Raw genomic sequence first — 24,323 nt, 5'->3', positions numbered from 1 at the left:
TGGTCCGGGGGCCTGGTCCGGCCCCGATTGGTCCTACCCGGGGCCGCCGATGGCGTGGCGGGGGGGGCGGGGCCGCCGATGGGGGCCCGGCTATCGCCGGGCGGCTCGCAGGGCCGTATCGGTGTCGCGCAGGAGTCCGGGGGCGAGGCTGCGGTGGAGTGCGGCGAGCGGCGGCCACCAGACGCGGCCGAAGGGCCGGCGGTAGTGCAGGAAGGTGGCCAGCGACACGCGTCCGGGGGGTGTGCTGATGAGGAGGTTGCCGGCCAGGAACCAGGAGGCGGCCTCGAGACGGATCCAGTCCTCACCGCGGCCGGCGATCCGCCATCCGGCGACGGTGTCCGGCGACGGCCCCCGGCGGAGGTGCATGCCGAGCAGGCCGCGCCAGATCAGCCGTTCGCCGGGGGTGGGAACGTCTCCGAACATCGCCCGGGCCCACCGCTCCGGCGTCGCGGTCGCGTCGGTGGCGAGGGTGAACAGGTCGGCGTAGTCGATGACGGGCACCGAACCGAGCGCGAGGACGGACGGGGGGATCTGGTGCGTTCCGACCGCGCGCTCGACCGCGCGCCCGGCCCCACGCCCGGCCCCACGCCCGGTTCCACGCTCGGCCTCACCGGCGGCCGGTGGACACGGAAGGTCCCGCTCACGCCATGCGCGTTCCCACTGGCGCGTCAGTGCCGGATAGACGATGAGGTGGCGCAGCGGCCTGATGGCGGCCAGATAGAGCCGTCCGCGCAGGCCATGGGGCTTGACCAGGACCGCCATCCGCAGCTCGTGTTCACCGCCGTCGGTCGGCACCCACCCGAGGTGCATGACCGCGTGAACGGTCTTGTTCGCCAGCTCGTCGGCCGATTCGTCGCCCAGGCTGAAGACCGGGGTGAGGGGGCCGCCGTCCGCGACCGGGCCGCCCGTGGCGTCGCGAAGGTCGTGCGGCAGGCGCTCGCGCAGCGAGCGGCCCCGCGGCGCGGTGCCCGCCTCGGCTCTGTCCCACCCGAGGAGCGCACCGAGCGTGCGGCGCACGGCGAACAGGAACCGGGACGGTCCCGGCTGCTGCTCGGGCCCGCCGTTCGCGTGGATCGCGGCGCACATCGCGGGGAAGTCGTCCGGGCCGCCGCCCGGGGTGCGGATGGCCCACACGTCTTCCAGCCGGAAGTCGCGGGTGAGTTCGTGGATCCGCCACGGCCGGCCGGTGTGCTCTGCGTCAGGAACCTTCATGCCATCACTCCATCGCTGCATCCGATATACGGTGGCGTATAGAACGAGGCTAGGCCGTTTATACGGTTGCGTATACACGGTCGCGAGGTGAGGCAGGACACACCGTGGGCGCTACCCGCACTCCGCGCGAGAGATGGATCGAGGAGGGGCTCCAGGCGCTGTCCGACGGCGGCCCGGACGCCGTCCGCATCGAAGCGCTGGCCAAACGCCTGGGCGTCACCAAGGGCGGCTTCTACGGATACTTCGCCGACCGCGAGGCGCTTCTCGAGGCGATGCTGGACACCTGGGAACGCGAGAGCACCGACGACGTGCTCCAGCGCATCGAGGAGGAGGGCGGCGACCCGAAGACCAAGATCCGCCGCGCGGGCGCGCTCACCCTCTCGGACGACCGCCTGCTCCCCATCGACCTGGCGGTCCGCGACTGGGCGAGACGCGATGCGGCGGTAGCCGAACGGCTGCGGCGGGTCGACAACCAGCGGATGGCCCTGCTCCGGGACATGATCGGCACGTTCTGCTCCGACTCCGACGAGGTCGAAGCGCGCAGCCTGCTCGCGTTCTGCGCGGCGATCGGTGCGCACTTCCTCGCCGCCGACCACGGCGGCCGCACCCGCGCCCAGGTCCTCACCCGCGCCGCCGACCTGCTGCTCGACATCGCGCACCCGGAGCCCGCGCCGCACGGGCGGGGAGCAGCGGACCGGCACGGCTGAGCGAAGGCCCGACCGGGCCCTCACAGCCTCCATGACCCCTGACGGCCGGGCCGCCCGTACGCGCCCGTCGCCGCCCTGACACCGGGCCGCCGCGGCCCGGCCGGGCGGGTGACCGGACGAATTCAGGCCGGGCGCATTCAGGCCGGGCGTATCGGGAGGACGCCGTCGAGGCCGGTGGCCAGCATGGCGAAGGCACGGTCGGCGTCGGCGAGCGCATCCGGCAGGGCCTCGGCGGCACTCGCACCGGCGGCCATGCGCGCCCAGTTCGCCAGACCCAGCTCATGGCGTGCCGCCACCAGGTGCACGGCGGACAGGCGCGCGGTGAACGCGGGGACGCCCTCCGCCTCCAGGGCCTCGGCGAGCAGCTCCACCTCCCGCTCGGTGTAGTGGGCCACGCGGGCGCGCAGGCTGCCGGTGCCGTACAGCAGCCGCATGAAGTCCACGATGTCGGGCAGGTCCGACAGCCCCGTGGCGGGGTCGTGCGCGGCCAGCGCGGCCGTGTAGTGCGCGTGCACGGCGCCGACCGGGGTCAGTCCGGCCGGACGCTCCCGCACCACCCGGGCGGCCTCGTCCTGATGGTCGGCGAACCGGTCCAGCACCAGGTCCTCCTTGGTGGGGAAGTACCGGAACAGGGTCGGCTTCGAGACCTCCGCGGCGGCGGCGACGTCCGCCACCGAGACCGCGTCGAAGCCGCGCTCCAGGAACAGTTCCAGCGCGGTGGCGGCCAGGTGGCGGCGGGTGCGCAGCTTCTTGCTCTCCCGCAGGCCCGGGGTGTTCGTCGTCTCCATGTCTCCAGCGTAGCAGAAATCAGTTCCCGAGTTATTTTTGTGACTGGGTTGCATTTTCTGGTGGCGGGTGCTCTCCTGGATGCATCGCACCGGGCCGGTGAGGGGCCGGCCCGACGAGGAGGGGAAGTCCGTCATGAACGGCGCACTGCACGATGCGATGGACGCCGCCGTGGACGACGCGGCGAACGACGCGGTGGACGACGTGGTGAACGACGCGGTGGACGACGCGGTGATCGTGGGCGCCGGACCGACCGGTCTGACACTCGCCTGTGACCTGGCCCTGCGGGGCCTGACGCCGAGGGTCCTGGACCGCCGCGAGGCGCCGCACCGAGAATCGCGCGGCAAGACGCTGCGACCGGGAGCCCTCGAGGTGTTCGAGCGGCTCGGGGTCGCCGACCGGATCACCGCCGTCGGCCGCTCGCACCAGGTCCTGCGCAAGTACTTCGACGGTGCGCACGCCGCGGACACTCCCGTCGAGGGCCTGTGTCTGATCGGCCAGTGGCAGGTGGAGGAGGCGCTGCGCGAGCGGCTGGCCGAGCTGGGTGTCCGGGTCGAGTTCGGAGCCGAGGTCACCGGGATCGGCCAGGACGCGGACGGGGTGAGCACGACCCTGGCCGACGGCCGCTCACTGCGGTCCGGGTACCTGGCCGGGTGCGACGGCGGGCGCAGCACGATGCGCAAGCTGCTGGGCATCCCCTTCGAGGGGCACGGCGGGGGCGAGCAGTCCATGGTGGTCGGCGATGTCCGGGCGCCGGGCCTAAGCCGGGAGTACTGGCATCAGTGGTTCACCTCCGACGGCGGCGCCATGCTGCTCTGCCCGATACCGGGCACCGACTCCTTCCAGCTCCAGGCCTCGCCCGAGGCCGACGCCGAGGGCCGTCCGCTGCCGCCGTCGCTGGAAGGTTTCCAGCGGCTGTTCGACCGCCATGCCCGGATGCCGGGCATCCGCCTGGCGGACGCCACCTGGCTGTCGACCTGGCGGGCCAACGTCCGGATGGCCGGCCGGATACGGGAGGGCCGCACCTTCCTCGCCGGTGACGCGGCGCACGTCCACCCGATAGCCGGCGGCTTCGGCATGAACACCGGTATCGAGGACGCCGCCGCCCTGGGCCGCGCCCTGGGCGGCGAGACCTCCCTGGAGGCCTACGAGGCCGACCGCCTCCCGGCCGCGGCGCACCTGCTGGCCCACACCAGCGCGCGGATGGAGCGCGTGGTCGCGGCGGTGGCGACACCGGGCACGGGCGTCGAGGCCGGACTGGACTGAAGCGGGCCCGAACCGCGGGGCGGGCCCTGCCGGCCGAGGGACACGAACCGTGGGGGCGCCCTGTCGGCCTAGGAGGGGGAGTCCGAGAGGGACAGGGCGTGGATGCGGTCCGCGGCGCCGGGGCGGGCGTAGTACCAGCCCTGAGCGGTGTCGCAGCCGAGGGCGCGGAGCTGGGCGGCCTGGGCCCCGGTCTCCACACCCTCGACCGTGACGGCGAGTTCGAGACTGTGGGCCAGGGCCACGATGCCCTCGACGATCTTCACGTCCACGGGGTCGGCGGGCTGCTGCTGCATACCGCGGGTGAAGGAGCGGTCCAGCTTCAGCACGCTGACGGGCAGGCGGCGCAGATTGGCCAGGTTGGAGTAGCCGGTGCCGAAGTCGTCGAGGGCGATGTCCACGCCCAGGGCGGCGAGTCGGCGCAGCGGTTCCAGGAGTTCGTCATCGGCGCCTATCAGCGCGGACTCGGTGACCTCCAGGCACAGGGAGCCCGGTTCGAGACCGGACTTCTCCAGGACCGCCACCGTGTCCGCGACCAGGCCGGGGTGGTGCAGCTGCATCGGGGAGAGGTTGACGTTGATGCGCAGGGGGCCGCCGTGCTCGCGCTGCCAGTTGCGGGCCTGGCGGACCGCCTCCTCCAGCACCCAGCGGCCCAGCGGCACGATCAGGCCGGTCCGCTCGGCCAGCGGGATGAAGCGGTCCGGGCCCAGCACCCCGTACTGCGGGTGGGACCAGCGCACCAGTGCCTCCGCACCGTAGACGCTGCCGTCGTGCATGTCGACCAGGGGCTGGTACTCGACGAAGAACTCGCCGCGTTCCAGGGCTCCCGGCAGCGCGTTGGTCAGCCCGTGGCGGGTGATCGCGCGGGCGTCGGCCTCCGCGTCGGCGAACTCGAAGCGGTTGCCGCCCGCCGCCTTGGCCCGGTACATGGTGATGTCGGCGCTGCGCAGCACCTCGGCCGGGGTGCGCTCGCCCGCCGGGCCCTCGACGATGCCGATGCTGCCGCGCACGGTCAGCTCGCGGCCCTCCAGGCGGATCGGCGCGGCGAGCGCGCCGAGGATGCGCATCGCCAGCTCGGTCACCTTCTGTTCGGTGTCCGGGCCGGTGGTCAGGGCCACGAACTCGTCGCCGCCGAGCCGGGCGACGACCTCGCCGGGGCCCGTCGCGCAGCTCTGCAGCCGGTCGGCGACCTCCACCAGCAGCCGGTCCCCCGCCGAGTGGCCGAGGCTGTCGTTGACCGCCTTGAAGCCGTCGAGGTCCAGGTAGCACAGCCCGAAGCGGGAGCCGGGGTCGACGGGGGCGGCGCTGCCGATGGCCTTCTCCAGCCGTTCGAAGAACAGCGTCCGGTTGGGCAGGCCGGTGAGCGCGTCGTGGGTGGCCTCGTAGCGCAGCCGGAGGTTCAGCAGGCGCCGTTCGGTGGTGTCCTCCATGAGGGCCAGCTGGTACTGCGGGCGGCCGTCCGCGTCGCGCAGCAGCGACACCGTCAGGTTGGTCCACAGGACGGTGCCGTCGTGCCGGTAGTACGGCTTCTCGGCCCGGTAGTGCTCACGCTCGCCGCGCACCAGCTCGCCGTACATCCGCCAGACGTTCGGGGCGTCGTCGGGGTGTCCCCACTCGCTGACGTTGCGGCCCCGGACGTGTCCGTCGAGCCCGCCGAACATCTGCAACAGCGCGTCGTTGACCTCCAGGATGTTGCCCTCGAGGTCGGCGATGCCGATCCCGACGGCGGCGCCCTCGAAGACCGCGCGGAACCGCTCCTCGCTGGCGTGCAGGGCCTCCTGGGCGTCGGTGCGCGCGGTCAGCGTGGAGCGCGCGATGGCCTCCTGCTCCCGCAGGGTGCGATCGCGCAGGGCGCGGGCGAACCCGGCCGCGATGCCGTGCTGGAGGCGGGCGCAGCGGGCCCGGTAGTCCTCGGAGTCCTCCGGGCCCGCGCCGTCGGGCCCGCAGTAGAGCACCAGGTACGAGTCGACCACACCGAGCGTGCCGGCGAGGGCCTCGGGGTCGGTGCAGTGCACGGCGACGAGTTCGCCGCCGACCCGCTGGCCCACGGCGGGGTCGAACGGCCGGGCGTGCAGGGCCTCGCACAGGGTGCGGGCCAGCGGCACCAGGTGCCGCTCGAACTCGGGCCGGGTCAGCGAGGTGGCGGTGACCGGGAAGATGGCCCGGCTCCAGATGGTCGCGAAGCGCCCGATCCGGTCCTCCAGGTCCGCCGGCGGCGACTCGGCAGCCGGCGCCTGGGCCGCCGGTGCCTTCTGTGGCGTCTGCGCCGCCTGCGCCGTCTGTGCCGGGATTCTCACGCCTTGCGTCCCACTCCTGCGAAGCCGGAGAAGGCGTAGGGATCCTCGGCGGGATCGACGGCACCCGTGCCGTCCGGCCGCCAGCTCGGCATCGGGACCAGGCCCGGTTCGACCATCTCGAAGCCGTCGAAGAAGCGGACGATCTCCGTGCCGGTGCGCATGACGAGCGGGTTGCGGATGTCACGGTAGATACCGACGACGCCGCCGGCGGTCTCCTGGGAGGCCGGGATGCCCTCGTAGGAGGCGTGGGTGAGGATCAGCAGGCTCCCGGGGGCCAGCGCGTCGCGCAGCTCGGCGACGGCGGCGTACGGCTCGTCGGCGTCCTCCAGGAAGTGCAGGACCGCCACGAGCAGCAGGGCGACGGGGCGGCTGAAGTCCAGCAGGCGCTCGGCCTCGGGGCTGCTCAGCACGGACTGCGGCTTGCGCAGGTCGGCCGCGGCGATCCCGCTGTTGTCGTCACCGGCCAGTACCGCCCGGCTGTGGGCGACGGCGACGGGGTCGTGGTCGACGTAGACCACGCGCGCGCGGTCCGTCTCGGCCTGGGCGATCTCGTGGACGTTGCCGAACGTGGGAATGCCGGAGCCGATGTCGAGGAACTGGGTGATGCCCTCGGCGACGGCGTGCCGCACGGCACGGCGCATGAATGCCCGGTTGGCCTGCATGATCTTGGGCAGGCCGGGCAGGAATTCCATGGCCCTGCGGGCCGCCTGGCGGTCGACCTCGAAATTGTGCGAGCCGCCCAGGTAGTAATCGTAGATCCGCGACACGCTCGGCACCGATATGTCGATGCCTGGCGGGGCCCAGGCGGGGCGCTCCATCGAGGTCTCCAAGCCGTAGTCATCTGCGGTCGGACGGGTGTCCGAGCCGAATGTACTGATCATTCCTCAACGGAGCGAGCAAAAGCGGAAATTGGCGATCCGTTCTTCGTCACACACCAAAGGCCGGTGCGGGCCCGCCGCCCGGTTTGGCCGAAACCGACAAATCCCTTTTGGGATTTGACCGGCACGGGAGCGGCACCGCTCCGTCTCTGGCTCAAACCTCTCTCGACACAACATCGCCCGTTCGGGCGAACCGCTGCCGCGCGCGGCGTGCGCGAGCGCGCTCCGGCCCATGATCCCCGCGTGAACAGAGCCTGTGCCAGGCACTTACTGGCGGTCCCGGTCCTGCTGTGGGCAGCGTTGTCCGCGGTGCCCGCCGTGGCCGATAGCTGCGCCTACGCGACGATCGACTCGGGCGCCGGGGGCAGCTCGACCGCCCTGGTCGCGGCCGCCGGAGGCGGCGGCCGGTGGGGTGGCCATGGTGGCGGACGTCACGGCAATCCCCGCCATCAGGAGGGCCGTCACCACGGCGGTCACCGGCCCTGCCCGCCGCCTCCCCCGCCGTGCCCCACGCCCCCGCCGAAACCGACGCCGAAACCGACGCCCAAGCCCACGCCGAAGCCGACGCCGACGCCGACGGCCCCGACGCCGACCCCGGCGCCGCCGAAACCCACACCCACGCCCCCGCCCCCCGCGCCGAAGCCGCCACCGCCGAAGCCGGCGCCCGAGCCGCCGCAACCCGCCGCTCCCCCGCCGGCCGCCGCCAGGCCCGCGCCCGCCCCGGCGCCCCGGGTCCGCCGGGCTCCTGCACCGCCCCCCGCGCCGCAGGCCACCCCGCCACCGCCACTGCCCGCCCCGTCGAAGAAGCCGGTGGCCCGTCCCGCGTACCGCGCGGAGCACCGCAAACCGGCGGAACACCACATCTCGCCGGTCACCTTCACCCTGCTCACCGCGGCCCCCGCGATCGTGGCCGTCGTCGCCCTGCGCCCGCGCTAGCCCCGTCTTCTCGGCCGCCCGTAGCCCGCCGCCCACCGCCCCTTGGAGCTCCCTTGTCGGAATGGCTGGTCCTGACCCTCGCCATGGCCGCGGCCTGCGCCGTGGTGCTCTCCGTCGTCTTCCTCCGCCACCGCCGGATCGGTGAGGACGACGACCCCAGCGAGACCCCGGACGTCATCGAGTACATGACGATGATGATCGGCGTGATCTACGCGATCGTGCTGGGCCTGGCCATCGCGGGCGTCTGGGAGGCCCGCGGGGCCGCCCAGGAGTACGTACGCCAGGAGGCCCAGGCCCTGCACGAGGTGCACGCCCGCGCCCAGGCCTACCCGCCCGAGGTGCGGGCGAAGATCCGCGGTGACGTCGACGCGTACGTGTCGTACGTGGTCACCAAGGAGTGGAAGGCAATGGCCGATCACGGTGCCGTCACAGCACGGGGCACCGAGCTGCTGGAACGTATCCGCCGGGACGTGACCGACTACGAGCCGCAGACCGATCACGAGGGGCAGGCCTACCAGCCCCTGGTGGACCAGGTGGGCGCCGCCGACGACGCCCGCAGCGCGCGGGCGGGCAGCGCCGGCGACACCATGCCCGGAGTGGTGTGGTTCGGTCTGATCGCCGGCGCGCTGGTGACGGTCGGCATGGTCTTCGCCCTCCAGATCCGGCGCTCGTTCCGGGAACTGCTGCTGGCCGGGCTGTTCAGCGCGCTCATCGCCTTCCTGCTGTTCCTGATCTGGGACTTCGACGCACCGTTCGGCCGGGGCATCGCCGCCACCGCCGAACCCTTCTTCCACCACTTCCCGCAGGCGGCACCGGGCGACTGAGGGCGGGTGCCGTACGGCGGCGCGGCCCGCCGCCGTACGGCACCGCCCGGCCGCCCGGTAAACCGGGGACGGTCCCCGCGTCCCCGGTTCGGCCCACACGTATGCCCCATTCGCCCGCTCCTGATCGCGGGTCACCCCCGGTCGCCCTAGCGTGGCCGTGATCGAGGAGCACGACCCCCCACGTGCGGAAACGGTTCCGCAGCTGCCCCTCGGGGAACCGGAGATCAGCAATGGGTGCGATACGTACCTCAGCCACAGCCCTGTTCAGCGCCGGCGCCGCGGGAGGCCTCCTCGTCCTCGGCGCCCTCGGCATGCCCGCCGGAGCGACCGGCATCCCGCCGGGCGCGCCGGTCACGTCGTTCGGCTTCGCCATCACCCCGTCGACGGTGGCGCCGGGCGGCCAGGCGGTGCTCTCGGTCACCGGCTGCAACGCCGCCTACGCCACGGTCTCCTCCGGGGTGTTCGACTCCGTCAGCATCCCGCGCGGCCAGACCGTCCGGGTCACCGTGGACCGCGACGCCCGCCGCGGAGCGCTGTACTCCGTCTCCTTCACGTGCAACGGCGAGACCGGCTCCACCGACCTCACCATCACCGGTGGCAACTCCACCCCCACGACCAGCTCGACCGACGTGGCACGCCCCGTCAACTCGGTCGCCCCGGTCGTGACCCCCCTCGCGACCGGGGCCGTCACCACGGCCGTCCCGCCGGCACCCACGCGTGCCGTCACCGCGACGGCCGGTGCGGTGCGCGGTGGTCTGGGCGGCAGTGCGGGTTCCATCGACGCCCGCGAGATCGGCGCGGGCGCGGGCCTGTTCCTCGTCTCGGCCGCGGGGACGGCGTACATGATCAGGCGCCGCTCGCGCGTCCGGGGTCAGCACTAGAAGCGAAGCGTGTCCGCCGCACCGCCGGGGGGGCCCGCGGGCCCCCCCCGGGGGGGGGGGGGGGCGGGGGGGCGGCCGGGCCGGCCGCCGCGGGGGGGGGGGGGGGGGGGCGGGGCCGCGGGCGGGGGGGGGGGGGCGCGCGGGGGGGGGCCCGCCGGGGGGGCCCCCCCCCCCGGGGGGCCCCCGGGGCCCCGGGGGGGGCCCCGGGGGGCCACCGGCGGATACCGGGGCCCTTCGACCGGGGAGGTCCGTCCGGTCAGGCCCGGCCGCGGGCCGGGCGGCGGCGCATCACGTGGATGCCCGCGCCGATGGCCGCGGTACCGACGAGGCCTCCGCCGATGGCGGTCTCGGCGGCGGACGGGCCGAAGGAGCCGCCGAGGCCGCCCTGCGCGCCGTTGCCGTCGAGGACGCGGAACCGGGCCGTGGCGACGAGGGGGCTGTCGTTGCACTTGACCTGGAGCGTCTTGTTGCCCGGGGAGGCGTGGTTGTTGATGCGGACCGTCGCGAAACCGATGGACCCCGGCGAGAGGTCCCGCGGCGGAAAGTTGCCCGGCGAGCTGACGGAACCGCCGCGGCCGCAACCGCTCGCGCTCACCTGCATCGTGGAGCCCTGGTGCACGGCGAACGGATTCACCGAGACGTTGCTGGGACCGCTGCCGCCGAAACCGCCGGTGCCCCCGGGTCCCGGAGGGTCCGCCGCGGCGAGCGGAGCACTGAGTCCGACGGCGGCGAAGGCCGCCGCCGTCACTACGAGAGCGCGAAATGCACGCATGGTGGAACCTCCAGCGGGAAGCGCCCCGGAGCGGTGGCCCGGGATGATCGACGAGAACGCCTCCCATGAGGAACCCTCGGGGCGGCCCGCAACCAGCGCATGTCCGTCTTTGGGCCGCCCGGTTGAGCGACACGCCGGGGCGTGCCCGGCGGCACTGACGGATCCGCAGGTCACGACCCGTCAGCGATTCGTGTGATGAATACCTGGATGGCCGCACCCCTTCCGGCCCCGGCTCCCCCGCCCGGCCCTCCCGCAGCCACGCCCCCTCCACGCCCCCTCCACGCCCCCGCGCCGCCCCGTTTCCCGCCCCGGACGCCCGCGCGCCACCCGTTCGCCCTTCCCCGATCGCCGTCCCGGGCGCGCGGACTTACCGTGCGGGAAGAAGGGCGTACCGGGGTGGGACACAGAACGCGGGTCGGGACCCCCGCGTCGGGAAGGGAAAACAACTGATGCTGAGCGAGGACGAGACGGGGAAGCCACGCAGACGCTCACCATGGGGTGTGATCGCCCTGGTCATGCTCACCGGCCTCGCCATGGTCCGGAACGGGGCGGACGCCGACGACGGGCCCCCGCAGCCCGCCGCCGCGGCCAGGGTCGACGTGCGCGCCGATCAGCTGCCTGCGAATCCGCCCGTGCCACCGGCGGACCTGGAGGTGCTGGACCACTCGTCGGTCCAGCGCATCCGCATCGCCGACATCAACGTCGACGCGCCGGTGATGACGGTCGGGCTGGACGCCCAGGGCTGGATCGACGCGCCCCCGCCGCAGGACCCGAATCTGGCCGGCTGGTACCTCAACGGCATCTCGCCGGGCCAGCGCGGCTCGTCGGTGATCGTGGGGCACGTGGACAACGCGCAGGGCCCGGCGGTCTTCTTCGGCCTGGGATCGATCCGCAAGGGCAACCGGATCGAGGTGGAGCGGTACGACGGGCGCACGGCGGTGTTCGAGGTGTACGGCGTGGAGGTGTTCGCCAAGAACGCCTTCCCCGGGTCGCGGGTGTACGGGGACACCGGGCACCCGGAGCTCCGGGTGATCACGTGTGGCGGTGGCTACTCCAAGGGCCGGGGCTACGACGGCAACGTGGTCGTCTTCGCCCGGATGGTGCAGGCCCGCTGAGGCGACGCCACCGCGACGCCACCGCGGCGCCGCCTCCACGCCGGCTCGGCGGCCTCACTCCTGCCGCCGTCGCCACCGTCGCCGCCCGCCCGGCCTCACTCCTGCCGTCGGCGCCGCCGTCGCACGCCCGGCGTCACAGCTGCGCGCCGGCCGGCGGCAGGGTCAGCCGGTAGCCCCGCTCCAGCAGCTGCGGAAGGTAGGTCCGCAGGGCCTGGACGCTCTGCGAACGGTCGCCGCCCGCGTCGTGGTTCAGCACGATCACGCCGGGGGCGGCGCCCTTGAGGACCCGCGAGACGATCGTGGTGGTGCCGGGCTCCTTCCAGTCCAGGGTGTCCACCGTCCAGGCCATCGGTTCCATGCCGAGTTCGGCGCCGATCTCGAACGCGGCGCGGTTCCAGGCCCCGAACGGCGCGCGGAACCACGGGGGCGCCTGGCCGGTCGTCTTCTCGACCAGGTCGCTGGTCCGGGCGATCTCGGCGGCGAGGTCGGGCCGGCTGAGCTTGGTGAGCAGCGGATGGGTCCACGTGTGGTTGCCGATGACGTGCCCTTCGGCGACCATCCGGCGTACCAGGTCGGGGCGTTCGGCGACCATCTCGCCGCACACGAAGAACATCGCGCGCACCCGGTGGTGCGCGAGGGTGTCCAGGATTCCCGGGGTGTAGCGGGGATCGGGCCCGTCGTCGAAGGTGAGCACCATGCTGCTCGCGTAGGCCGGGGTGGCGGGGAGCTCCAGGATCGGCCGGGTCCGGGGGGTGAGCGGCCGGTTCGCGGTCCGGCGCGCGGGCCCCTCGGAGGTCATGGGCTGCAGCCGGTACGCCGTACCGGGCGCGCCCTGGGGCGGCAGGACGGCGGCGGCTCCGGGCGCGCCGGCACCGGCCGCGCCGCCCGCCGGGCCGGGGGCGCCGGGCGGACCGGACGGCCCGCCGGACGTCGCGAGGGCCCCGGCACGGCCGGGGTTGCCCGCCTCGCCCCCGGTGAGCATGCCCGACGCCGCCGCGATTCCGAGGAAGACGGCGGAGCGCAGGAGTACGCGCCGCCCCACTGTCGGCTCGTCATTTTTCATTACTACTACGTATCAACGAGATCGCCGCGGATGTCGAGAGGCGCGTTCGCGGGCGCGCGCCCCCACCCGGTCGGAGCAGCGGCGTTCCCCGGACGGGACGGGGCGCAGGGCACCATGAGGGGCATGAGCGAGAACTTCCGTACCCGTGTCCTCGACGTCACCACCGGAGCCGACGAACGGGTCCACGACCTGACCTCCGCCTGCGCCGGCTTCCTCGCGGACGTGGCGGCCGGCCGCGACGGGCTGCTGAACGTGTTCGTGCCGCACGCCACGGCCGGCGTGGCCGTCATCGAGACCGGCGCGGGCAGCGACCACGACCTGCTGGCCGCCCTCGCCGACCTGCTGCCCGCCGACGACCGCTGGCAGCACCGGCACGGCAGCCGCGGCCACGGGCGTGACCATGTGCTCCCCGCCCTCGTGCCGCCGCACGCGACCCTGCCGGTGGTCGGGGGCGAACTGGCCCTGGGGACCTGGCAGTCGGTCTGCCTGGTGGACACCAACCGGGACAATCCCCAACGGCAGGTACGGCTGTCCTTCCTCGGCCAGTAGCCGGGCCGGTCACCCGGGCCGTCCAGCCGGGCCGGACAGCCGGGCCGGACAGCCGGGCCGGACAGCCGGGCCGGACAGCCGGGCCGGTCAGCCGCGGCGGACCAGCGGGAACGGCAAGGTCTCGCGGATCGTCAGACCGGTGAGGAACATGACCAGGCGGTCCACCCCGATACCGAGACCGCCGGTGGGCGGCATGGCGTACTCCAGTGCGTCCAGGAAGTCGTTGTCGATCTCCATCGCCTCCGGGTCGCCGCCCGCGGCCAGCAGCGACTGGGCGGTCAGCCGGCGGCGCTGCTCGACCGGGTCGGTCAGCTCCGAGTAGGCGGTGCCCAGCTCCGTGCCGAAGGCGACCAGGTCCCAGCGCTCGGCCAGCCGCGGATCCTTGCGGTGCTGGCGGGTCAGCGGGGAGACGTCGGTGGGGAAGTCCTTGTAGAAGGTCGGCAGGGTCGTACGCTCCTCCACCAGCCGCTCGTACATCTCCAGCACCACGTCGCCCCGGGTGTCCTCCGGAGCGTGCGGCACTCCGGCCCGGTCGCACAGCCGCCGCAGCACGTGTTCCTCGGTGTCGGCGTCGACCTCCTCGCCGAGCGCCTCGCCGATCGCCCCGTACATCGTCTTGACCGGCCAGGTCCCGGAGATGTCGTGGACGACGAGCTTCCCGTCCGGATCGGCCTTGTGCGCGACCGGCGAGCCGAAGGCGGCGGTGGCCGCGCCCTGGATCAGTTCGCGCGTGAGGTCGAGCATGACGTCGTAGTCGGCGAAGGCCTGGTAGGCCTCCAGCATGGTGAACTCGGGGTTGTGCTTGTAGGAGACGCCCTCGTTGCGGAAGGTGCGGCCCATCTCGAAGACCTTCTCCATCCCGCCCACGCACAGCCGCTTGAGGTAGAGCTCGGGTGCGATCCGCAGGTAGAGGTCCAGGTCGTAGGCGTTGATGTGGGTGCGGAAGGGCCGGGCGTTGGCGCCGCCGTGGATCTGCTGGAGCATCGGGGTCTCGACCTCCAGGTAGCCGCGGTCCAGCAGTCCCCGGCGCAGCGCCTGGACGGCCGCCGAGCGGGCCCGGACCACGTCGCGCGCCTCCGGGCTGGCGACCAGGTCGAGGTAGCGGCGGCGGACCCGGGCCTCGGGGTCGGCCAGGCCCTTGCGCTTGTCGGGCAGCGGGCGCAGGCACTTGCCGGTCAGCTGCCAGGAGCGGACCACGACCGACAGCCGGCCGCTGCGGCTCGCGCCGACCTCGCCGCTCGCCACCACGTGGTCGCCGAAGTCGACCTCCGCGGTGAAGGCGTCCAGGGCGGCGGGGCCGGACTCCTCGCGCGTGAACATCAGCTGGAGGTCGCCGGACCAGTCGCGCAGGACGGCGAAGACCACGCCGCCCAGGTCGCGTACGACCATCACGCGCCCCGCGACGGTCACCTCCTGCCCGGTACGGGTCCCGGGCAGGGGCCCGGGATGCGCCGCCCGCAGCTGGGCGACCGTGTGCGTGCGCTGCGGGATGCCCACGGGGTACGGGTCGGTGCCCTGCGCGATCAGCCGTTCCAGCTTGCGGTGGCGGACCCGGACCTGCTCCGGCAGGCGCTCGGCGGCCGGTCCCGCGCCCTCCTGCGCCACGGCCTCCAGGCCCAGCGAGTCGATCGGCGGCAGCCCCGCGGTGGTGACCGGGGCGGTGACCCCGCGGGGATGGCCGTTGCCCCACAGCTTGCGCAGGCTCGGTACGGAGACGAAGCCCTCGGCGACCCCGGAGGCCAGGCTCACCCGCGCGAGTGAACCGGCGTCCTGGTAGCAGAGGAACCGGGGGTACCACTCGGGACCGTACTTGACGTTCGAGCGGTACAGGGCTTCGAGCTGCCACCAGCGGGAGAAGAACAGCAGCAGTCGGCGCCAGAGTTTCAGCACGGGTCCGGCGCCGATCCGGCCGCCCTCCTCGAAGGCGGACCGGAACACCGCGAAGTTCAGGGAGATCCGGCGCACGCCCAGCTTGGGGGCGCTCGCGCAGAGCTCGGCGACCATGAACTCCATCACGCCGTTGGGCGCGGTGCGGTCGCGGCGCATCAGGTCCAGGGAGATGCCGTCCTTGCCCCAGGGGACGAAGGACAGCAGGGCGATCAGTTCGCCGTCCGCGTCGAAGGCCTCGACGAGCAGGCAGTCGCCGTCGTCCGGGTCGCCGAGCCGGTCCAGGGCCATCGAGAAGCCGCGCTCGGTCTCCGTGTCGCGCCAGGTGTCGGCCCGTTCGATGATCCGCCGCATCTCCTCCTCGGACAGGGCCGAGTGGCGGCGGATGAGCGTGGTGGCGCCGGTGCGCCGGACCCGGTTGACGGCCTGGCGGGTCACCCGCATGTCGCGGCCATCGAGGTCGAAGTGGGCGACGTGCAGGATCGCCTCGTCGCCCAGTTGCAGCGCGCTCAGTCCGGAGCGGGCGTACGCGGTGGCGCCCTCCTCGGAGGCGCCCATCACGGCGGGCTGCCAGCCGTAGCGGCGGGCGACGCCCAGCCAGGCGTCGATGGCCGCCGACCAGGCGCCCGGGTCGCCCACCGGGTCGCCGCTGGCCAGGCACACGCCGACCTCGACGCGGTAGGTGACGGCCGCCTTGCCGCTGGGGGCGAAGACCACCGCCTTGTCGCGGCGGGTGGCGAAGTAGCCGAGGGAGTCGGCCCGTCCGTACGCCCCCAGCAGCGCCCGGATCCGGGGCTCCTCGTCGCCGTGCAGGGCTGCCGTCATCCGCTGGGAGCGGAACAGGGTGGCGGCGGCGTTCAGCAGGGCGAGGGCCCCGAAGAGACCGAGCAGGAAGTACAGCGGGCGGGGCGGCCGGCCGTCGAACTGGCGGGCCGAGAAGAGGCCGCCGAAGACCTGCTTGGCGGCCCAGTCCAGCCATTGCCCCTGGGGCAGCGTGCCGGGGAAGAGCGCCACCAGGGCCCAGCCGAGGAACACCGCGGCCAGCAGCCCGAGGCCCAGGACGAGCAGGGCCCGCCAGAGCGCGCCGGGCCGGGACGCGGCGTAGAACTCGCGGCGCGCGACGACGAGGACGACCAGCGCCGCCACCGCCAGGCCCATCGAGGGCCCGCCCACCAGGTAGTCGCCCTCGGCCATGATCAGCAGATCGACGAGGATCAGCAGGGCCAGATAGGCGACGACGATCCACCAGGCGACCTTCTTGCGGGTGCCGAGGGCGGCGGCGAGCAGGAAGAGGAAGACCGCGTACGCGAGGTTCTCGCTGACCGGGACCACGAAGATGTCGAGGAACCGGACCACCGGACGCAGCAGCCGCCGCAGCGTCGGAGACAGCGCGAGCAGCGCGCACAGCAGGCCCAGCGCTCCGAAGAACGCGCCGAACCCGTCCGGCACCCGGTTCAGGAAACGGTTGCGGGTGCCGTGGATCTCCGGTGCGGTGACACTCATGGTTGGCACTGTAGGGAGCGCGGAGCGGGACCGCGCGCCGAGTCACCACGGCCCCCGGCGGGGTGACGGAGCGCCGGGGAGCACGGCGCTCGAACACCGGAGCGACGGGGGGCGCGGCCTACTTGCCCAGGGTGAGGCCGTCCTTCGCGGCGCCGCGGCCGAGCACGGCCTCCGAGATGGCCTCGTGCGCCCGCCGGTAGTCCGCGTTGTCCGGGTCCTCGGCCAGGGCCACCGGGAGGTTGACCACCTTGCCCGCGCCGATGTCCATCCACTGCGGGATGAACTCGGCCTTCGTCACCTGCCAGCGGCCGCCCGCGGCCGCCGGCGGTTCGAAGCGGAAGCGGCCGATCGAGCCGTAGTTGCCCCGCGGGTCGTACGCGCCGCTGTGGTTGAACATCTGGCCGGCCACCTGGTCGCCCATCCCGTAGATGATCCACGTGCCGTTGACCTTCTCGTACGCCTGCGGGACGTGCGCGTGCGTGCCGAGGATCAGGTCGATGTCCGGGCGTCCGGCCGTCTGCGAGGCCGTCAGCGACGTGCCCAGCGTGAGCTGCCGCTCGTCGGCCTCGGTCTGCCACTCCGTGCCCCAGTGCAGGCTCACCAGGACCACGTCCGCGCCGCCCCGGCGGGCGGCCCGCGCGTCCGCGACGATCTTCTTCTCGTCGATCGTGTTGACCGCCCACGGCCGGCCCTCGGGCAGCGGGAAGCCGTTCAGGTCGTACGTGTATGCCAGATGCGCCACCTTGGCGCCGCCCGCCGAGTACGTCGTCACCGTGGCCGCCTCCGTCGCCGTGCGGGCCGAGCCGGCGTGCTTGAGGCCGACCTTGTCGAAGCGGTCCAGGGTGCGCGCCAGGCCCGCCGCGCCGTCGTCCAGGGTGTGGTTCGACGCGGTGGAGCAGCCGTCGTACCCGGTGTCCTTCAGGCCGTCGGCGACCTGCGGCGGGGACCGGAAGGCCGGGTAGCCGCTGAAGGGCCCGCCGTCCTCGCCGTAGATGGTCTCCATGTGGCACAGCGCCAGGTCCGCGGCCGAGACCACCGGCTTGACCAGGGAGAACATCGGCCGGAAGTCATATCCGTCGCCGCCCGCGTCGGCTTGGGCCCGCTGGTAGACCGACGGGTGCGGCAGCACGTCGCCGGTCGCCACCAGGGTGAATCCCCGGGCGGCGGTGGACGGCGGGGCGGCGCCCTGGGCCGGCGGCGACGCGCCGAGACGGGCCGGGGCCGCGTCCTTGGAGGCCGTGGAGGCCGAACAGCCCGCTGTGGCCGCCACGGCTGCCATGGCCGCCACCAGCAGGAGGGCCGGCGCGGCCGTGCGGGCGCGCCGAGTGTGCTTGGTCATCGGTGCCGTCTTTCCCGAGAAGAGATCATAAATACGACTATCTGATCACCTGAATCCATGAAGGGAGACGACGCAAATCGAGGAACGGTGCCCTCCGCAAAAGCCCCCGGCCACTCCGACGGCCTCGTGTGAAACCCGGGGGACGGCGAGGGCCCCAACCGTTCGCCGCGCCGCTCGACCGTTCGTCGCCCGGTGCAGCCGCCCACCGGCCCCGCCGGGTGCTTGGGCGCACGGCCCGCACCCGACGGTTCCCGGGGCCGCTCCCCGCAGGTCAGGGTGGGCGTGTCGGAGCCCACGCATCCCGGAAGGAGCCGCCCCGGTGCCCCCCTCCCCCACCCTGCCGCGCACGGACCCCCAGGCGCTGGCCGAACTCCAGCGCGAGCACGGCCGGGCCCTGTTCGGCTTCCTCCTCGGACTCACGGGCGGTGACGCCCAGCGCGCCGAGGACCTGGTGCAGGAGACCCTCTTCCGTGCGTGGCAGCACCCGGAGGCCCTGGTCAGCGCCCACGACTCGATGCGGCCCTGGCTGTTCACGGTCGGCCGGCGGCTCGCGATCGACGCCCGCAGGGCCCGGCTGTCGCGTCCGCAGGAGGTGGACCCGGAGGGGCTGGAGCAGGCGCCCGCCCCCTTCGACGGCGTGACCAGTTCGGTCACCGCGATCGACGTACGGCGGGCCGTGGGAAGCCTGGGCCCCGAGCACCGCGAGGTGCTGATGCAGGTCTACTTCCGGGACCGCTCGGTGGCGGAGGCCGCCGCCGAACTCGGCATCCCGGCCGGAACCGTCAAGTCCCGCACGTACTACGCCCTGCGCGCGCTGAGGAAGGACCTCCAGGGGTACGGACTGGGCGCCTGACCCCCGGTCCGGCGCCGTCGCGCCCGCGGGCCAGCGCTGGAGAACGGCTCAAGGATGGAACTGAATCCGCACGAAACAGGCGCGGAGCGCATCGAAATCGGCATCAGACCGTTCAAGTTGAGTAAACATCCCCCGCCCTGCGAGCCCCTGGGGGAAGGCTCGTGACAGACGGCGGGACGGCTCGAAGTGCGGGAGAAGGTGGCAACGGTGCAGCCCGAGGGTTCGAACGGCACCAGTGGCGGCGGGCTCGCGGTGCCCATGGCATGGCTCTACGCGGAGTACATCGCGGACGAGCTGCTGCGCACGGGACGGCTGATCCCGGTCAGCACCCTGGAGTTCCGGGCCGGCCGCGACACCCTGGCGCTGACCATCTACCTCTCGGACGCGGCCGGCGAGCTCTCCGGCATCCGGGTGGTCTCGCAGCTCGACGAGTGGCTCTCGCTCACGGCGTACGGCCACCCGTGGCGCGACTGGGTGCACACCCGGCTCCTGGACCTGGGCGAGGAGGCCCGGGAGGCGGGCCGGGGCGAGGACCCCGACCTGGAGCTGGCCCGCGCGGCCTGGAGCTGGCTGGAGCGCACCGAGCTCTTCGCCACCAACCTCGACCCGGGCCACCACGGCCACGCGGACGTCCCCTCCGGCCTGGACGAGAACGCCCGCGTCTGGACGCCCGCCTGGCAACTCGGGTTACCGCTGGGGCACCTGGCCATGCACCTGTTCTGACGCCCGCCGGCCCTGGGCGACGTCCCGGGGCGGGCCCCCGGCGGGGTGGCGGCCGGGAGTCTCGGCGGAGTCCGCGACCAGGCCGGTGAAGTCGGCCTCGTTGCGTTCGGCGCGGTACACGTAGCGGCGGGCGATCAGCCACATCACCGGGTAGACGGCGACGCCGAGCACCACCCACACCAGCTGCGCCGACGGGCCGGCGCGCAGCGTGAACAGCACGGGGAGCGTCCCGACCAGGAGGGTGAGCGCGGCCAGCGCGCCCAGGCCGGCCCGCAGCTGACTGCGCATGAGGGCCCGGACGTAGGTGGTGCCCAGCGTGGTCTGTTCGGAGATCTCCGAGCGGGCGGGGGCGTGCGCGGGCGGCCGGCGGCGGTCGCCGCGCGGCACTCCGGTGACGATCTCCCGCCGCGGCGGGGGCTGCTGCTCCTCGGCCATGGGGCGGGAGTCTACGGCTACTTCAGCAGCCGGGACATGCGCCGGTCGGCCAGTGGTTCGCCGCCGGTCTGGCAGGTGGGGCAGTACTGCAGCGAGGAGTCGGCGAAGGACACCTCGCGGATGGTGTCCCCGCACTCCGGGCAGGGTTCGCCGGTGCGGCCGTGGACCCGCAGGCCGCTCTTCTTCTCCGCCTTCAGCCGGCCGGCCTCGACGCCGTGCGAGCGGGCGACGGCCTCGCGCAGGGTGTCCTGGACGGCGGTGTACAGGTGGGTGACGCGGTCCTCGTCGAAGGAGGCCGCGAGCTTGAACGGCGAGACCTTGGCCCGGTGCAGGATCTCGTCGCTGTAGGCGTTGCCGATCCCGGCGATCACGCTCTGGTCGCGCAGCACGCCCTTGATCTGCCGCCGCTCCCCGGCCAGCAGCGCGGCGAAGGCGTCCCGGTCGAAGTCCTCGGCGAGCGGATCGGGACCGAGGCGGGCGATGCCGGGGACCTCCTGGGGGTCGTGGACGACGTACACGGCGAGCCGCTTCTGGGTGCCGGCCTCGGTGAGGTCGAAGCCGCCGCCGCCCTCCAGGGCCACGCGCAGGGCGAGCGGGCCCTTGCCGCCGGGCCGGGGCGGCCGCTCGGGCAGGGTGTCCTGCCAGCGCAGCCAGCCGGCCCGGGCCAGGTGGGTGACGAGGTGGAGGTCGCCGATGGGCAGGGCCAGGAACTTGCCGTACCGGGCGACGGTGCCGGCCCGCCCGCCGTGCAGGGCGGTGAGCGGCGGGTCGTACGTCTTGAGCACGCTGACGTTGAGCGGCAGGACGCGCTCGACCACCCGTCCGGTGAGGTGTTCGGCGAGGAATTCCCTGAGGGCCTCGACCTCCGGCAGCTCCGGCATGGTCCCAGCCTGCCGTCCGCGGGGACGGAACGCGAGCCGGGTGTCAGGTCAGGCCGAACTCGCACCATACGCACTTGCCGCCGCCCCGCGGCTCGACACCCCAGACGTCCGCGAGGCGGTCCACCAGCATCAGGCCGCGGCCCGACACCCCGGACTCGCCGGCCACCCGGCGGCGCGGCAGGGCGCTGGAGCGGTCCTCGACCTCGACGCGCAGGCGGCGTTCGGGGCCGGTGAGGACGCGGAGAGTGACGATGGCCGGGCCGTCGGTGTGCATGAGGGCGTTGACGATGAGCTCGTCGGCGACGAGTTCGATCTCGTCGGCGCGGTCGCGGGCGCCCCAGGCCCGGACGGCGGCCCCGATCATGTGGCGGGCCGAGACCAGGGCCTCGGGGTCGCCCGGGGCGACGTGCTGCTGGATGCGGCCGCCGAACTGCGGGACGTCCTCGGCGCGGCGGCGCAGCAGCAACAGGGCCATGTCGTCGTCGCCGCCGCGTTCGTCGATGGCCCCGCAGAGCCGGTCGGCCAGGTGCTGGAGTTCGGCGGGCCCGTCGCGGACCAGGGTGGTCAGCAGCCGGATGCCGTCGTCGAGGTCGGCGCCGGGCTGTTCGACGAGGCCGTCGGTGCACATCAGGAGCGCCTCGCCGGGGTCGAGTTCCACCGTGGTCACGGGGTATTCGAGGCGGCCGAACTCCGCCGAGACGCCGAGCGGCATGCCGCCCTCGACAGGCAGCCGGCGGCAGTCGCCGGTGCGGGTGCGCAGCAGGGGGTCGATATGGCCGGCCCGGACCAGCTGGAGGACTCCGGTGGAGAGGTCGGCCTCGGCGTAGGTGCAGGTCGCGAAGCGGTCGGTGTCCAGTTCGTGCAGGAAGACCGAGGCCCGGGCCATCACGGTGGAGGGCGAGTGGCCCTCGGCGGCGTAGGCGCGCAGCACGATGCGCAGCTGTCCCATGACGGCCGCCGCGTGGGTGTCGTGGCCCTGGACGTCGCCGATGACCGCGCCGACCCGGCCGCCGGGCAGCGGGATGACGTCGTACCAGTCGCCGCCGATGTCGCGTCCGAGCCGGGCCGAGCGGTAGCGGACGGCGATCTCGGCGCCGGGCACGGTGGGGATCCGGCGGGGCAGCATGGCCTGCTGGAGCCCTTCCGCGATGTCGTGCTCCTGTTCGAGGAGCATGGCGCGCTGGAGGCTCTGGGCGATGCTGCTGCCGAGGGCGACCAGCAGGTTCCGCTCGTCCTGGGTGAAGCCGTCCCTGTCCTGGTAGAGGAGTCCGATCGCGCCGATCGGGCGGGCCTGGGCGATCAGCGGCAGGTACGCGGCGGCCGAGATCCGCATGTACGTGATCTTCGCCCACAGGGCCGGGTAGCTCTGCGCGAACTCCTCGGCGTCCATGAAGCGCGGTTGGAGGGAGCGCACCACCTCGCTCATGGGGTAGTTCTCGTCGATGCGGGTGTACCGGGTGCCGGGCACGAAGCTGCCCTCCGGGCCCTCCGCGACCAGGTGCACCCGCCCGGCCTCCACCAGGCCCATCACCATGCCCATGGTGCCGAGCCGCTCCAGGCCCTGGGAGTCGCTGAGCGCGTTGATGACGTCGCGGACCGTGCGGGCGTGCGCGAGTGCCGCGGTGGTGCTCTCGACCACCGTCGTCTGCCGGCGCCGCTCCTCGTCCAGGCCGAGCCGTTCGGCGGAGTGGCTGAGCTCCTCGGTCGCGTCCCGGACGATGCCGATGATGCGGAACGGGCGGCCCTGCTCGTCCCGCATCACCCGGCCCTGGGTGTGGGTCCAGCGCATGTGGCCGTCGCGGCAGCGGATGCGGAAGTAGGCGCCGTAGGTGTCCTCGCCGCTCTTGAGCGCGCCGGCGACCAGCGCGTCCAGCCGGACCGCCTCGTCCGGCGGGACGCGCGGGGAGAGCGACTCGGGGCGGCCGTCGTACGCGTCGGCGGGGGTGTCGAAGACCTCCAGCGCCGGTCCGTCCATGTGCATGAGCCCGGTGACCAGGTCCCAGTCGAAGCTGCCCATCCGGTTCAGCGCGAGGGACAGGTCGGGGTGGGCGGGCCAGTCGTCCGGCAGCGATACGGTGCTCGGCACCGGTCCACCATGACACAGGAGCGGGTCAGGCGCTCTCCAGGTCGTGGGAACCGGAGGACTGCGCGCCGTCGGGCACGGCGAAGGGGTCCACCGGGTTCACGGGGTCGACCGGGTCCATGGGATCGCTCGGCTCGGCGGCCTCGGGCGGCAGGACCGGTTCCGCCGGGGCGGCGGGGTCGGCGGAACCGGCGGGGTCGGGCAGGATCTCGCTGTCCAGTGGTCCGGGGTCGAGGTAGAAGTCCATGCCCGGGTCGCCGGGCTCCGCCGAGGGGTTGCGGGGCAGGGACGGGGGCGCATCCGGGGTCTGGGGGACGGTGGGCCGGGTGCGCGGGGGCAGCGGCACCCGGGAGGCGTCCGGGGGCGCGTCCTGCGACTGGTTCCGGGGGTCCTGGGGGGTCAGCGGGTTCGGGGGGTCCTGCGGGTCCTGCGCGTTCGCCGGGGTCTCGGGGGTGACCGGGATGCCGGCGGCCGGGTCGTACGGCGGGGCGGCCTGCGGAAGCCGGTCCTGGGCGCCGTCGTCGCCGGCGGTGCGCTCCAGCCAGGTGTTGTTCAGGACGTTGACGATCGTCAGGTTCGCGATGGCCTGGATGGTCGGCTCGATGACGATGGTCTGGTTGGGCTGGTAGCCGGGCCACTGCTCGCCCTTGTGCACGGGCTTGCCCTTGGCGGCGCGCGGCGAGAGCAGCGGGTTGCCGCAGCCGCAGCGGACCCGGGGCATGCCGTGCCCGTCGACCAGGACGGCGGTGCCGGCCTGGAGGACGGCCTGGTAGGCGTGGGCCGTACCGTCGCGGAAACCGTGGTTGGTGACCCGGGTGTCGGCCCGCAGCACCACGGGCGTCAGGCCGCGCAGGAACTCCGGGACGCCCGCGACCTCGATACCGGAGGCCTGGGCGAACGCGCGGGCCTTGTCCTCGTCCTCGGTGAGGTTGCGCAGCTGCTGCTCGATGTCGCAGCTGCCCAGCCGGTGGGTGCCGCCGTACAGGCCCGGGGTGCCGCCGCCGACGGTGCGGATGCCTTCCCCGGTCGGGTTGGGCACGGGGGCCTGGAGCGGCGCCGACTCCTGCGTGGCGGAGGAGCCGGTGAACGGGTCGGGGCCGGCCGCGGCGACCGGCTGGAGGTAGAGGTCGTTGCTCTCCGCGCTGGTCCGCTTCGGTTCGTCCGAGCCGCCGCAGCCCGCGGCGAGCAGACCGAGGGCCGCGAACAGCGCGGCTGCGGCCGGTGCGTGACGGCGCGGCGCCTGACGGGGTGTCGGTGCGTGCACGTGAAATCTCCCTTTCGCCCCGGATCCTCCCTCTTGTCTGCCGTATGTCCGCAGTGCCCGCAAGCCGAGATC

The 24,323-nt window shown here is 73.7% G+C and carries 20 protein-coding genes and 1 pseudogene; 9 read left to right on the top strand and 12 right to left on the bottom strand.

All coding sequences use genetic code 11. The features are described from left to right. Positions 1-90 precede the first annotated feature (90 nt). Positions 91-1,212, bottom strand: coding sequence for a DUF2867 domain-containing protein (locus ACIPXB_RS00505; RefSeq protein ID WP_401442616.1), 1,122 nt, complete (start codon positions 1,210-1,212; stop codon positions 91-93). Between the two features lie 104 nt (positions 1,213-1,316). Between ACIPXB_RS00505 and ACIPXB_RS00500 the strand changes: the two genes are divergently transcribed. After that, complete coding sequence (locus tag ACIPXB_RS00500; RefSeq protein WP_401442614.1) at positions 1,317-1,919, top strand: TetR/AcrR family transcriptional regulator; 603 nt, start codon at positions 1,317-1,319, stop codon at positions 1,917-1,919. Between the two features lie 137 nt (positions 1,920-2,056). Here the strand turns inward: ACIPXB_RS00500 and ACIPXB_RS00495 are convergent, their stop codons facing one another. Further along, entirely contained in the window at positions 2,057-2,707 is a 651-nt protein-coding gene (locus ACIPXB_RS00495) for a TetR family transcriptional regulator (RefSeq protein ID WP_401442611.1), read from the bottom strand. Positions 2,708-2,840: 133 nt separating this feature from the next. Here ACIPXB_RS00495 and ACIPXB_RS00490 point away from each other — a divergent pair, with 133 nt between their 5' ends. Further along, positions 2,841-3,971: an FAD-dependent monooxygenase gene (locus tag ACIPXB_RS00490; protein ID WP_401442608.1), complete on the top strand. Its 1,131-nt coding sequence runs from the start codon at positions 2,841-2,843 to the stop codon at positions 3,969-3,971. 68 nt (positions 3,972-4,039) lie between these two features. On the opposite strand, the gene ACIPXB_RS00485 is transcribed toward ACIPXB_RS00490, so the two are convergent. Continuing rightward, entirely contained in the window at positions 4,040-6,172 is a 2,133-nt protein-coding gene (locus ACIPXB_RS00485) for a putative bifunctional diguanylate cyclase/phosphodiesterase (RefSeq protein ID WP_401444356.1), read from the bottom strand. 89 nt (positions 6,173-6,261) lie between these two features. Continuing rightward, positions 6,262-7,083 (bottom strand): SAM-dependent methyltransferase, encoded by an 822-nt coding sequence (locus tag ACIPXB_RS00480; protein ID WP_401444354.1) that lies wholly within the window; start codon positions 7,081-7,083, stop codon positions 6,262-6,264. Positions 7,084-7,953: 870 nt separating this feature from the next. On the opposite strand from ACIPXB_RS00480, the gene ACIPXB_RS00475 reads away from it, so the two are divergent. From ACIPXB_RS00475 to ACIPXB_RS00465, 3 genes are all read left to right on the top strand, one after another. Then, a complete protein-coding gene (locus ACIPXB_RS00475) occupies positions 7,954-8,079 on the top strand; it encodes a hypothetical protein (RefSeq protein ID WP_401442605.1) in 126 nt (41 codons plus the stop codon). Positions 8,080-8,132: 53 nt separating this feature from the next. Further along, positions 8,133-8,903, top strand: coding sequence for a hypothetical protein (locus ACIPXB_RS00470; protein WP_401442602.1), 771 nt, complete (start codon positions 8,133-8,135; stop codon positions 8,901-8,903). 230 nt (positions 8,904-9,133) lie between these two features. Beyond that, positions 9,134-9,784, top strand: coding sequence for a hypothetical protein (locus tag ACIPXB_RS00465; RefSeq protein ID WP_401442599.1), 651 nt, complete (start codon positions 9,134-9,136; stop codon positions 9,782-9,784). A gap of 256 nt (positions 9,785-10,040) precedes the next feature. Here the strand turns inward: ACIPXB_RS00465 and ACIPXB_RS00460 are convergent, their stop codons facing one another. Further along, positions 10,041-10,556, bottom strand: a complete 516-nt coding sequence (locus ACIPXB_RS00460; protein ID WP_401442596.1) for a hypothetical protein — start codon at positions 10,554-10,556, stop codon at positions 10,041-10,043. A gap of 449 nt (positions 10,557-11,005) precedes the next feature. On the opposite strand from ACIPXB_RS00460, the gene ACIPXB_RS00455 reads away from it, so the two are divergent. Further along, positions 11,006-11,671 carry a class F sortase gene (locus ACIPXB_RS00455; protein WP_401442593.1) on the top strand — a complete coding sequence of 222 codons (666 nt, stop codon included), beginning with the start codon at positions 11,006-11,008 and terminating at the stop codon, positions 11,669-11,671. A 133-nt stretch (positions 11,672-11,804) separates the two neighbouring features. Here ACIPXB_RS00455 and ACIPXB_RS00450 read toward each other — a convergent pair whose 3' ends face one another. Further along, complete coding sequence (locus ACIPXB_RS00450; protein WP_401442590.1) at positions 11,805-12,734, bottom strand: polysaccharide deacetylase family protein; 930 nt, start codon at positions 12,732-12,734, stop codon at positions 11,805-11,807. A 123-nt stretch (positions 12,735-12,857) separates the two neighbouring features. Here ACIPXB_RS00450 and ACIPXB_RS00445 point away from each other — a divergent pair, with 123 nt between their 5' ends. After that, positions 12,858-13,283 (top strand): secondary thiamine-phosphate synthase enzyme YjbQ, encoded by a 426-nt coding sequence (locus ACIPXB_RS00445; RefSeq protein ID WP_401442588.1) that lies wholly within the window; start codon positions 12,858-12,860, stop codon positions 13,281-13,283. A gap of 87 nt (positions 13,284-13,370) precedes the next feature. Here ACIPXB_RS00445 and lysX read toward each other — a convergent pair whose 3' ends face one another. Both lysX and ACIPXB_RS00435 read right to left on the bottom strand, forming a co-directional pair. Next, positions 13,371-16,673 (bottom strand): bifunctional lysylphosphatidylglycerol synthetase/lysine--tRNA ligase LysX, encoded by a 3,303-nt coding sequence (gene lysX / locus ACIPXB_RS00440; protein WP_401442585.1) that lies wholly within the window; start codon positions 16,671-16,673, stop codon positions 13,371-13,373. A 118-nt stretch (positions 16,674-16,791) separates the two neighbouring features. After that, on the bottom strand, positions 16,792-18,012 hold the full coding sequence (locus ACIPXB_RS00435; protein ID WP_401442582.1) for a CapA family protein: 1,221 nt from the start codon (positions 18,010-18,012) through the stop codon (positions 16,792-16,794). A gap of 319 nt (positions 18,013-18,331) precedes the next feature. Here ACIPXB_RS00435 and ACIPXB_RS00430 point away from each other — a divergent pair, with 319 nt between their 5' ends. Both ACIPXB_RS00430 and ACIPXB_RS00425 read left to right on the top strand, forming a co-directional pair. Next, positions 18,332-18,865 (top strand): sigma-70 family RNA polymerase sigma factor, encoded by a 534-nt coding sequence (locus ACIPXB_RS00430; protein WP_401442579.1) that lies wholly within the window; start codon positions 18,332-18,334, stop codon positions 18,863-18,865. A 258-nt stretch (positions 18,866-19,123) separates the two neighbouring features. Then, on the top strand, positions 19,124-19,588 hold the full coding sequence (locus tag ACIPXB_RS00425) for a hypothetical protein (protein WP_401444351.1): 465 nt from the start codon (positions 19,124-19,126) through the stop codon (positions 19,586-19,588). 69 nt (positions 19,589-19,657) lie between these two features. Here ACIPXB_RS00425 and ACIPXB_RS00420 read toward each other — a convergent pair. From ACIPXB_RS00420 to ACIPXB_RS00405, 4 genes and pseudogenes are all read right to left on the bottom strand, one after another. After that, positions 19,658-20,023 (bottom strand): annotated as a pseudogene (locus ACIPXB_RS00420) (hypothetical protein); the annotation flags it as partial. Positions 20,024-20,040: 17 nt separating this feature from the next. Continuing rightward, complete coding sequence (locus ACIPXB_RS00415) at positions 20,041-20,904, bottom strand: Fpg/Nei family DNA glycosylase (protein ID WP_401442576.1); 864 nt, start codon at positions 20,902-20,904, stop codon at positions 20,041-20,043. Positions 20,905-20,947: 43 nt separating this feature from the next. Then, entirely contained in the window at positions 20,948-22,990 is a 2,043-nt protein-coding gene (locus tag ACIPXB_RS00410) for a SpoIIE family protein phosphatase (RefSeq protein WP_401442573.1), read from the bottom strand. Positions 22,991-23,015: 25 nt separating this feature from the next. After that, the gene (locus ACIPXB_RS00405) at positions 23,016-24,251 is read right to left on the bottom strand and encodes a DUF6777 domain-containing protein (RefSeq protein ID WP_401442570.1); all 1,236 of its coding nucleotides are present in this window, start codon (positions 24,249-24,251) and stop codon (positions 23,016-23,018) included. Positions 24,252-24,323 lie beyond the last annotated feature (72 nt).

The organism is Streptomyces sp. NPDC090022, assembly GCF_044748145.1.
Lineage (GTDB): Bacteria > Actinomycetota > Actinomycetes > Streptomycetales > Streptomycetaceae > Streptomyces.
This window is presented reverse-complemented; position numbering and strand designations above follow the sequence as displayed.